This is a genomic window from Xenorhabdus sp. BG5, assembly GCF_015163665.1.
Taxonomy (GTDB): Bacteria; Pseudomonadota; Gammaproteobacteria; order Enterobacterales; family Enterobacteriaceae; genus Xenorhabdus.
The window spans coordinates 135,107-143,739 of the sequence record NZ_JADEUG010000007.1; the positions used below are offsets into that span (position 1 = coordinate 135,107).

The 8,633-nt window shown below is 56.5% G+C and carries 4 protein-coding genes; all 4 read left to right on the top strand.

Annotated elements, in window-relative coordinates; genetic code table 11:
• Positions 1 to 4 precede the first annotated feature (4 nt).
• Entirely contained in the window at positions 5 to 1,450 is a 1,446-nt protein-coding gene (gene tssA / locus IQ209_RS06100; RefSeq protein WP_193849940.1) for a type VI secretion system protein TssA, read from the top strand.
• Positions 1,447 to 5,055 carry a type VI secretion system membrane subunit TssM gene (gene tssM, locus IQ209_RS06105; RefSeq protein ID WP_193849942.1) on the top strand — a complete coding sequence of 1,203 codons (3,609 nt, stop codon included), beginning with the start codon at positions 1,447 to 1,449 and terminating at the stop codon, positions 5,053 to 5,055. Before tssA ends, tssM begins: the two co-directional genes overlap by 4 nt.
• A gap of 80 nt (positions 5,056 to 5,135) precedes the next feature.
• A complete protein-coding gene (locus IQ209_RS06110; RefSeq protein WP_193849944.1) occupies positions 5,136 to 6,542 on the top strand; it encodes a VasL domain-containing protein in 1,407 nt (468 codons plus the stop codon).
• A 15-nt stretch (positions 6,543 to 6,557) separates the two neighbouring features.
• The coding region (locus IQ209_RS06115) for a type VI secretion system tip protein VgrG (RefSeq protein WP_193849946.1) at positions 6,558 to 8,633 on the top strand (2,076 nt) is incomplete at its 3' end.

The following is an 8,633-nucleotide window of genomic DNA, read 5'->3' on the forward strand; positions in this document are numbered from 1 at the left end:
CGACATGGACATCAGAACACAATTCGATTGGTTCGGCTCCCTGCTGGCCCCCCTGTCCGACGAACAGATTGGCAAAGCACTGGGAGATAACGAACCCGCATGGGAATACATTGACAGCGAAATGATCAAATTTGGTTCGCTGTCACATGGCTCGCTGGATGTTGAAGAAATCCAGCGTCAGGCACTGCAATTATTGAGTGAAAACAGCAAAGATTTTCGGTTGGTGGTTCATCTGCTGCGTACCCTGCAACATGCTGGCAACGCGGCTGAACTGATCCTCGCAATGGAGCTGCTGACCGAGTATGTCAAAAACTACTGGGAAAAAGCCTGGCCAACCAAGCTACAGTTAAAACGTCGGCTGGCACAACAAGTACTCAAGCGTTTCGACTCCGCCCAGAGCAGTTTTATTGAACAAGCAAGCAAAAGTGAACGGGATGATGCGCAAGGGGCGCTCGCACATCTCGCCCAATGCTGGCATGCCTATGAACCTGAGCTTGCTAAAGACATTGACCAACTGCGCATTCGTTATAACCGTCAGCCAGAAGCCGTACCTGTGGAGACAAAGCCTGCCCCTGCTGCGGTGCCAGCATCATCTTCTGCTGAACCTATGGCGCAAACGCCACAGAGTTTTCAAGCAGCACCGATGCCAGAAGTCGAAGTCAACAGTTCGAGCGAAAAAGCGTGGAAGCAGACTTTGATGACCGTCGCAGATTTGCTGTGTGAACGGTATCCCGAATTGCCAGTTGGTTATTCCCTGCGCCGTCATGCGGTATGGCACACCATCACCACGGCACCGATGGCGAATGCAACAGGCAAAACCCCATTGGCCCCGACTTCCGCCGATCGTACTGCCGACTATTTGGCGAGATTGCCGCTGGCGGACAACAAATTGCTCCAGCAAATCGAGCAAAGCCTGACGCTTGCTCCTTACTGGCTGGATGGTCATGCCATTGCCGCACAAGCCGCATTGCAATTAGGGTACGGGAACGTCGCTCAGGCTATTCGTGATGAGCTAAATGCCTTTTTGGAACGGTTGCCCGTGCTGAAAACCTTAAGTTTTTCTGACATGAGCCCGTTTATTTCCCCGGAGACCCTCGACTGGCTCACGCCTGAGCCTGTGGCTACGGATAAGGGTTCCGTTTCTGCTGATCAGGAAGCTATCTGGCAATGTTTCCAGCAACAGGGATTGGAAGCAGCCCTGAAAATGCTGGAAGAACATCAGCAGCAGTTAACGGAGCCACGGGATCAATTCTATGGCCAATGGCTCAATGCCCAATTGCTTGAAGAAGCCGGCATGACCGCATTGGCCCAACAGCATTACCGGAATTTGTTACACACGGGACAACACATGCAACTTACTCAATGGGAACCCAGCCTGCTGGCGTTATTGGCTGAAAAACTCCCTTCTCCTCTCAAGGATACGGCTTCAAACAGGAGTGTTAACCCATGAAATGGCCCTCTTTGTCCTCTTTGGCTCCATTGAAATCCGCCTTGCCGACACTGGCAAAGTTTAAATCTCTGCCACGCCTCAAGGCATTGATGGCACTGGTTCTGGCGCTGATCCCCTGCTTACTGTTAATTGCGGTTTGGTGGTGGGGGCCGGAATGGAAACTGCGCAACGATTATCCACTAGAAAGCCTTGCAGCGCGCTGGCTGGCAACCATCATCATTGTCATGATGGTCGTGTGCTGGGTTGGCATGAAAGCATGGCGTCGCTTGCGAACACTGGAAAAACTGAACCTTGACGTTGAGCTGAAAGTGGTTGATCCGGTACGGGTGGATATTGAACATCAGGACCGCTATCTCGATCACTGGAAATCCCAGCTGCAACGCCATCTGGACGCGTACAATTACCTGTATGAACGTCCGTGGTACATCATCATCGGGAGCCAGAAAAGCGGTAAATCCTCACTGATCAAAGAAGGTTATAAGCTCTCCGAAATCGCGGCACCGGAATATTTGCGTCAGGATGGCGAAGTGCCCCTGATGCTGCGTTGCTGGTTAGGGGAAAAAGCGGTCATCATCGATCCGAAAGGCCAGTTAATTGATCAGCCAGTCCCACTTAATAGCGACAAACCGCAAATCAATAGCCGTCTGTGGGAAGCCTTGCTGAACTGGTTGGCTGAAAACCGTCAGCGCCAGCCCCTCAACGGCATTATTCTGACGGTGGATACTCTGCGTCTGATGGCTGATAGCCGTGAACAGCGTGAACGCTATGTGAGGGAGATCCACCAGCGCCTGCAAGACATTCGCCTGACCTTCCACAGCCAATTGCCGCTCTATTTGGTGATGACCAAAATTGACTTATTGCACGGCTTTGAGGCGATGTACCAGTCACTGGATCGTAAACTGCGTGACCAGATTTTGGGCGTGACCTTCAGCCTCAATAACCGCGATGAAAAAGCGTGGCGCAGTGAACTGGAAGCGTTCTGGAAACAGTGGATGAACAACCTGAATGTGGCGATGCCGGACATGATGCTGAACAATGTGGACGCCAACCAGCGCAGCGCCCTGTTCAGTTTCACCCGTCAGATTCAGGGGCTGTACAGTTATATCACCCAGATGCTGGAAGATATTCTGTATAACGATGAACACCACCGCCCCACTTTGCGCGGTGTCTATTTGACGTCGGCCCATCAGCGGGGACAGATGGATGATCTGTTCACCCAGTCCGCTTCGGCCCAGTATCACCTGGGATCGCAGGCATACCCGACTTGGCCAGCGGGCGATACCCTGCCGTACTTCACCCATTCGCTGTTCGAAAATGTCTTGCTGGCCGAGCCGAATCTGGCGGCGGAAAACCGCATCTGGCTGAGCCGCAATCGTCGCCAGTTGTATACCTTCTCCGTGATCAGTGCGTCGGTCATTTTGGCGATGTGGGGGGGCTGGCATTACTTCTACCAGAAAAACTATCGGGCCGGTGAAGAAGTGTTAGCGCAGGCGAAAAACTTCCTGTCCGTCCCGCCACCGAAAGGGGATGACCGTTACGGTAACCTCCAGTTGCCGCTGCTCAATCCCATCCGGGATGCGACCCTGGCTTACGGTAACTATCACGACAACAAATCCTTCCTGACCGACATGGCGTTATATCAGGGGGGCGGGGTCGGGCCGTATGTGGAAGGCACCTATCTGAAACTGCTGGAGCAGCGTTTCCTGCCGGCATTGATGCTGGGGTTACTGGATGACTTAAATCAGGCCCCGGCTGGCAGCGAAGAAAAACTCGAGATCTTGCGTGTGATGCGCATGATGGAAGATGCCAGTAAACGTAACAGCGGCCTGGTGGCCCAGTATATGCGTGAGCGCTGGAGCAAGGCGTTCCACGGCCAGCGTGATGTGCAGGAGGCTTTGCTGACCCACCTGAATTACGCGCTGGAGCGAACGGACTGGAAGGACAAACGGGAGAAAGGTGAACAGGATGCAGTGGATCGCTTCACCCCGTTTGTCAAACCGATCCGGCAGGCGCAGCAGGAGTTGAAAGCGCTTTCCGTCAACCAGCGGGTGTACCAGAATTTGCGTATCAAGGCTCAGGACGCCCTGCCTGCGCCGATCAACTTGCGCGACCAGATCGGTCCGAGCTTTGACAGTGTGTTTGTGGCCAGCAACGAAAAACGGCTGGTGGTGCCGCAATTCCTGACCCGCCACGGCTTGATGGGTTATTTCGTCCAGCAGGGCAACGAGCTGGTGGAGCTGACGGCAATGGATAGCTGGGTACTGAACATCAAGAATAACAGCCCAGAGAAATACGCCGAACAGACGCCGTCACCGGTGAACGATAAGTACAGTGACACCGATCAGTCGCGGATCCAGCGCGAAATTACCGAACTGTACGTGGCCGAGTACACCGCGACCTGGCGGGCAGCGATGAACAACCTGGAAGTGCGTGACTTTGATGACTTACCGCAAGCCATCAGTGCCATCGAACAGGTGATCAGTGGTGAGCAGCCCCTCAAGCGAGCGCTGCAAATCCTGAGCGATAACACCAATCCGCCGCTGGTAAACAACGCATTGAGCGACAAGGAAAAACAGGCGTTGACGTTAAAAGAAGACTACCGTCTGTTAAACCGCATTAGCCGCGATTTTGCCCCGGAAACGGGGGTGCTGGTGGAGCATGGTGATAAGGGCAGCACGTTGCAAAGTGTCTACCAAAAACTGATGGCCCTGCACCGTTACCTGCTGGCGATCCAGAACTCACCGGTTCCGGGTAAGGCCGCCTTGCAGGCCGTCCAGATGCGTCTGGACAAGAACAACAGTGACGCTATTTTTGAAGTGCAGCAGATGGCGAAAAACTTGCCGGAGCCGCTGAACCGCTGGGTTGGTGAACTGGCAGAGCAGGCGTGGCGCGTGGTGATGATGGAAGCGGTTCGCTCGCTGGAAGTGGAATGGAACGACACGGTGGTCAGGCAGTACAAGACTTATCTGGCAGGGCGCTATCCGTTCAATCCGAATGCCCGTGAAGAAGTGCCGTTGAGCGAGTTTGACCGCTTCTTCCGGCCGGGCGGGACGCTGGACGCCTTCTATCAGCAAAGCCTGAAACCGTTTGTGGAAAACAACCTGACCACGGGGACCGACGGCAAGATGCTGATCCGTCCCGATGTCATGAAACAGCTGGCGGTGGCAAACCGGATCCGTACCACCTTCTTTACCCCTCAAAATGGCCTTGGCACCCAGTTTGCTGTGGAACCGGTGAGTCTGACAGGCAACAAACGCAGGGCCTTGCTGAACCTTGACGGTCAGCTGGTGGATTATTCCCACGGGCGCAGCAATGTGGCGCGTCTGGTCTGGCCAAACTCCATGCGCGCCGGCACGGAAAGCCAGCTGACGTTGATGCCAGCGAAAAGCAATCAGGCACCGCGCTCTGTCAGCTTTAGCGGTCCGTGGGCTCAGTTGCGGCTGATTAACAGCGGCAAGCTGACTAACGTCCAGCCGGGCTTCTTTGATGTGCGCTTTAGCGTCGATAATGGCGAGATGACCTACCGCATTTATGTGGATGAATCGGATAACCCGTTTGCGGGCGGGCTATTCAGCCAGTTCAAACTGCCGGACACCCTTTATTAAGGGGAAGGCAGTGCGTCAGTTTTGAGAGCAACCCTGCCCCTGCCTTCGGGCAGGGTTTTTTTAAGGAGAAAAGCGAGAATATGAGCGAACAGCCTGAAAACCTTATCATCCGGGCTGGCGGCAGTCCGCTGAATTTGCCGGAATTTGCCGTTATCCGCGATGAAATCAACAAAACCAGCCATCCGGCACAGCCAGAAGTGAATTGGCCACTGGTGGAATCCCTGTCCCTGACGCTGTTCAAAACCAACGGGGTCGATTTACAGACCGCGATTTACTACACATTGGCGCGGATGCAACTCAATGGGCTGTCGGGGTTCACTGAGGGCTGTGAACTGCTGGCGGGGGTTATTGTCAGTGAATGGGAGACCCTGTGGCCAGCCCAGCCGCAGGTGCGTACCGACCTGCTGGAGTGGTTCCATGCCCGTACCAGCAGTGTGCTGCGTCAGTGGGATTTTGCCACCAGCGACCTGCGGATGATTTACCGCGCTGAACGGGCCCTCCAGCTCATTATCGACCGGTTGCAGCAATCTGACCTGAAACGCCTGCCGCGGGTGGAAAACCTGTTGTGGTTCTTCCAGAACGCGGCGAAAAAACTGGAAAAACCCCGGCAGGCGGCGAAACCGGTGTCACAACCGGTGCAGATGCCACCGCTGGTCTACCTGTCTCAGTCGGAAGCCGAGCCGGAAACGCCCCCGTCCCCGCCGCCCCTGCGCCATGACCCGCAGCCGGCCCACGATAATCAACCGCGGGTGCGGGTCCAGTTTCCCGAACACCCGCCGCAGGGACTCAATGCGTGGCAGGGCTTTGGTCTGGGCACCCTGTTGGGTTTATTGGTGTTGGTGGGCGGCTGGTTGCTGTGCTACAAGCCCCTGCAACAACAACTCCAGGCTATTACCGACCACCCCGCGGGGGCCAGATTGGCGTGGTTGTATCAGCCTGAACTGACAAGTTATACCCACCAGCTGGAACGATTGGCGGAGACCTCGCCCCGGCTCACCTGGGAGACGGCCCGCCGCCTGACGGCGACCGCGGAACAGCAGTGGCCGCAGTCGCCCGCCCAGCAGCAGGCGACCCGCCAATGGCAGCAGCAGGTGACCGCCCAAATTGACAGCGTGCCGCTAACAGGCAGCTGGAACACCACCCGCGACCAGCTTCAGCAACTGGCGGACAAAATCCTGTTGCAGGAGCGTACCCGCGGCAGTTTCACCCTGTCCTACCTGAAAACCGCTATCTATGACATCCAGCGCAGCCACGGCAGTGACGTGCCGCTGGAAGAACAGTTGCGCCAGTTGAGCGTCTATGCGGCCAAAGGGGAGCGGGCGCCACCGGTCCTACTGAAAGGCATTGATGACCGCTTTAACGCCCTGCTCGGTCGCTATGATCGGCTGCGTCAGGCGACTGAACCCCGGGAAAGTCATCACAACCATGCGGCCGAACAGCCGACCAAAGACCAGACCCCTGCCGTGACACGGGACGGCGGGCATTAATCAGGGAGACCTACGATGTCATTGAAAAAGCACAGGGCGAAACTTCAGCAAGGGCAGGCCCTTGTCCAGCAGGGGCAGTCGTTTGTCCGGCAGGGACAGCAGGCCGCGCAGACGTCCAACATTCTGGGGAGCCGGGGTATCGTCTCCGGTGGCGCAGGGCAAACTGCGTCCGGCGGTCAGGGACTGGCCGAACGGGCCGCCAGCGGCCAGCATGCCGCCGCCAGAGCGCTGCAAAAAGCCGGCCAGCAGCTGCTTGGCGGGGGCGACAACGCCCCGAGCGGCCTGCAATTTACCCTGACGGCGGGCGGATTGCCGCCACAGACCTTTGTCGTCACCGATTTTATCCTGAATGAACACTTTTCTCAGCCGTTCACGCTGGACGTTGGGCTGGCGAGTGCGGATCCGGCCATCGATTTTCCGGCGGTACTCGACCGCTCCGCCACCTTGACGATCATCCAGGATGGCGTAGAAAGCCGCAGTATCACCGGTATGATCGCCAGCTTTGAACAGGGTGATACCGGGTTGCACCAGACCACCTACCAGATGTGTATTCGTCCTGACCTGTGGCGTACCACGCTGCGGCAAAACTCACGCATCTTCCAGCAACTGAACATAGCCGCCATTATCACCACGATTTTGAAAGAGCACGGTATCCGTGACGTCATCTTCAGCTTACGCCATGCCCACCCAGAGCGGGAATTTTGTGTGCAATATCAGGAAAGTGATTTCGCTTTCCTGCAACGGTTGACGGCGGAAGAGGGGATTTTCTACTTCTTTGAGTGCGGTAACGGGCGTAACACGCTGGTGTTTGCCGATGACTGTGGTTCGGTGCCACCGGGCGAGGTGTTCCCTTACCAGCCGGGTGATGCGAGCACTGTGGGCGAACCCGCCATCAGCAGCCTGACCTGTAGCGCCCAGGTGCGACCGGCCCAGGTGCAACTGAAAGATTACACCTTCAAAAACCCGGCCTGGCCGGCCGAATTCAGTCAGCAGATGAAGGAAGACTCCCTGCAACAGATGTATTACGAGCACTACGACTATCCGGGGCGTTTTAAGGATGAAGCGCACGGGAAAGATTTTACCCGTTACCGGCTGGAAGCCCTGCGCAACAATGCTATGACCGGGCAAGGCAGCGGTCATGCCATTGCCATCCAGCCAGGTAAATTATTCACCCTGAGCAACCACCCGCGCGCCGACCTGAACCAGCCGTGGCAGGTGGTGAGCGCCAGTCATGCCGGCAGCCAGCCGCAGGCGCGGGAAACCGCCAATAGCGGCACAGGCACCACCCTGAACAGCCACTTCCACTTTATCCGCCATAACCAGAACTGGCGTCCTGCGCCCCTGCCAAAACCGGTCATCGACGGCCCACAGATTGCCAAAGTGGTTGGGCCGGCCGGCGAAGAGATTTTCTGTGACCAGTACGGACGAATTCGCCTCCAGTTCCCGTGGGATCGCTACGGCAAGAGTGATGACCAGAGTTCCTGCTGGATACGCGTCACCCAGCCGTGGGCCGGTCAGGGCTGGGGGATGCTGGCAATCCCGCGCATTGGTCAGGAAGTCGTGGTGGATTTTCTGCACGGCGACCCGGACCAGCCGATTGTCACCGGCCGCACCTACCACGCCAGCAACATTCCACCGGGCGGACTGCCGGGCAGCAAAACCCAGATGGCCTTCCGCTCCAAAACCCACAAAGGCGAAGGCTACAACGAGCTGCTGTTTGAGGATGCGAAAGGCAGTGAGCGGCTGGCCTTGCATGCGCAGCGGGATATGGATACCACCGTACTGAATGACCGCAGTACCCGCGTGATGCACGACCATACTGAAAGTGTCGGACACAATCAGGCTCTCAGCGTGCGGGCTGACCGGCATAAAGAAGTCGTCGGCATGGAAGTCAGTAGCATCGGGACCCGGCAGGTGACAGTGGAAAAAACCAGTGTGCTCAGTGCCAAAGGACAAATTACCCTTCAGTCCACCGAGAGTGGTATCACCCTCGGCAACACCAAAGGGAGTATCTCGATTGATGCAGACGGCAATATCCATATTACCGGTAATACCGTCATTGTGAACGGAAAAGAGGTCATCACCCTGAAC

What these genes read in the sequence shown, in the direction of transcription:
- tssA (WP_193849940.1), top strand. Translation starts at nt 5, where the DNA reads ATGGACATCAGAACACAATTCGATTGGTTCGGCTCCCTGCTGGCCCCC.
- IQ209_RS06110 (WP_193849944.1), top strand. Translation starts at nt 5,136, where the DNA reads ATGAGCGAACAGCCTGAAAACCTTATCATCCGGGCTGGCGGCAGTCCG.
- tssM (WP_193849942.1), top strand. Translation starts at nt 1,447, where the DNA reads ATGAAATGGCCCTCTTTGTCCTCTTTGGCTCCATTGAAATCCGCCTTG.